Annotated in this window: 6 protein-coding genes; 1 reads left to right on the top strand and 5 read right to left on the bottom strand. The window is 46.0% G+C overall.

Translation table 11 applies throughout. The annotated features are described in order from the left end of the window. The coding region (locus BM122_RS21070; protein WP_305728217.1) for a transposase at positions 1–433 on the top strand (433 nt) is incomplete at its 5' end. Positions 434–515: 82 nt separating this feature from the next. Here BM122_RS21070 and BM122_RS21065 read toward each other — a convergent pair. The 5 genes from BM122_RS21065 to BM122_RS21050 form a co-directional block, all read right to left on the bottom strand. Then, positions 516–800 carry a helix-turn-helix domain-containing protein gene (locus BM122_RS21065; protein WP_074907621.1) on the bottom strand — a complete coding sequence of 95 codons (285 nt, stop codon included), beginning with the start codon at positions 798–800 and terminating at the stop codon, positions 516–518. Positions 801–803: 3 nt separating this feature from the next. Beyond that, positions 804–911 (bottom strand): type II toxin-antitoxin system RelE/ParE family toxin, encoded by a 108-nt coding sequence (locus BM122_RS25705; protein WP_256212269.1) that lies wholly within the window; start codon positions 909–911, stop codon positions 804–806. Between the two features lie 9 nt (positions 912–920). Next, positions 921–1118 (bottom strand): hypothetical protein, encoded by a 198-nt coding sequence (locus BM122_RS25700; protein ID WP_256212268.1) that lies wholly within the window; start codon positions 1116–1118, stop codon positions 921–923. 98 nt (positions 1119–1216) lie between these two features. Further along, positions 1217–1588, bottom strand: coding sequence for a hypothetical protein (locus BM122_RS21055; protein WP_074907619.1), 372 nt, complete (start codon positions 1586–1588; stop codon positions 1217–1219). A gap of 138 nt (positions 1589–1726) precedes the next feature. Continuing rightward, positions 1727–2209 (bottom strand): IS5 family transposase (locus BM122_RS21050; RefSeq protein ID WP_074907617.1); only part of this gene is annotated, 483 nt, incomplete at its 5' end.

The raw sequence follows: 2209 nt of genomic DNA, 5'->3' as shown, positions 1-2209 counted from the left end.
TATTGATGAAAGTGGGTTTGCACAGGATGCGCCGCGCACGCACGGTTATGCACCCGCTGGCCAGAGATGTCATGGCACGCATGACTGGCATGCGCCAGGTCGTATCAACGCAATGGGAGCGTTGATCGGAAAGCTATTGATAACCGTCAGCCTGTTTGCAGTCAATATCAGCGCCGATGTATTTCATGGATGGGCGATGCAGGACCTGTTGCCTAAATTGCCGTCACATGCGGTCGTTGTGATGGACAATGCTACCTTCCATAAGAGGCAGGATACGCAAGAGGCCATACAAAACGCTGGGCACACCCTTGAATACTTACCCGCTTATTCTCCTGATCTTAATCCCATCGAACATAAATGGGCACAGGCCAAAGCACTGCGTAAACAACAAAACCAGACCGTTGAGATGCTTTTCAAATCCTATACATTCTGAATCATTCTTAACTGGTTAGGCTATAATCAAATTCCTCCTCTGGTTTAGTACGGTGTGCGGGATTGTTTACAATAAGCGGATTTTAAACAACGGCCAGCTCAACATGCTTACCTGTGCGTGTCACGAGTGTAACCAGCATATCAAGGTTGAATTTTTCCCATTTGCCGCGTACCAGATCAGAGATGCGCGATTGACCGATACCCAGCATTTTGGATGCTTCTTGTTGTGTCCAGCCACGCTCGTTGATTATCTCACGCAAGCGGGTCATCAATTCGGCGCGCATCACTAGCAATGTAGCCTCTTCCGGTGGAAGCCCCATGTCGGCAAACATGTTGTCGCTCGATTCAATAACAGGTTCTTTATCCATGATTCATCCTTCTATTTGTTTATAATGGTGGGCGGCCAACTCGATATCTTCGCGCTTGGTTTTTTGTGTTTTCTTTTGAAATGCATGCAGCACATAAACAGCATCATGCATCTTGGCAACTTAGATAATTCGCCATTCGCCAAGAACATGCATCCTGATTTCATAAGCACCAGAACCGATAGCAAGCATGGGTTTGAAATCGGAAGGCAACAACCCGCACTGCACGGCATAAAGCTCAAAACCAACAGTGCTGCGTACCTCCATCGGGAAGTCTTTCAGACCATCAAGACTGGAGCCAACAAATCGCAGTGGTTTCATAAATATAACTATATAAATACTTTGATAAAACATCAAAGTAATGAGCGCAAGTATTTACGGTCTACAAGTTTTGTTGGGTCAAGAATAGGAGATCCGATTCAATGATGCGTGTTCCCATCTCCATCGTCATCTCTGAAGAGATCGCTGGTTCCCGTTTGTATATTGGCGACGAGATAGTCTCGGATAGAGCTAGCTTGGTTGCTAGGAATGTCAAAGATGAGCCAGCTAAGCCCTGCATTCCTGAGCCAGAATCTGATTCTATTATCTTTGAGTCTTGAGATGACTAGCCGCGGATCGTCTTGCATAGATGCTGTGCCATCATCACTGTTTATAGGTGGTTTTATTGATACTTCAGGAAGCATGTTTGCTCTGATAACTGCCAGCTCGGCTATTAGCGTTGTTAGCTCACTTGCCGATAGTGTTTCATTGATTGACAAGCTTACAGATTTTTTGCCATCGCTTAGCTTCATGGTTTTTCCTTTGTTGTTAATAGTTTGTTGGAGCTTTCTATTCTATCAACATTGGAGAAACCGCCAGTTATGATGCTCTTGACATCGCTAACTTCTCTGGGCTCCTATTCTCAGCAGATACTAGGGTCTGTTGACATTTCACATAGGTAGCCACAGATATCCACACGCTATGGCTACCATACTCTCGTAATTTCGCTTCAGTTTGTCGTATCGCGTTGCTATTGCCCGATACTGTTTTAGCCTGGCAAAAGCATTCTCCACCCAATGCCGGTATTGATATAAACCCCAATCCATATCTGCATTACCCTTCAACGAGTTGCGCTTTCTCGGTATCACAGCCTGAACCCCCTTCTTCGTTATCTGTTCCCGTAACCATTCGCTGTCATAGCCCTTGTCCGCAACTATTGTTTTTGCGTCAGGCAACCTGGCAATCAAATCAGGCGCGGCAGAACAGTCATTGACTTCTCCACCGGTGATTCCAAACTCAACTGGCAAGCCATAACCATCGACCGCTAAATGGATCTTTGTGGTATTGCCTGCACGGCTTTTCCCGATAGCCTGCGATTCTTGACTCGCTGCTCCCGCACTATGTTGATGCGCTTTAACATAACTGCCATCCAT

It is taken from the genome of Nitrosomonas communis (assembly GCF_900114745.1).
GTDB lineage: Bacteria > Pseudomonadota > Gammaproteobacteria > Burkholderiales > Nitrosomonadaceae > Nitrosomonas > Nitrosomonas communis_A.
The sequence above is the reverse complement of the archived record's forward strand: the minus strand, read 5'-3'. Positions and strand labels throughout refer to the sequence as shown.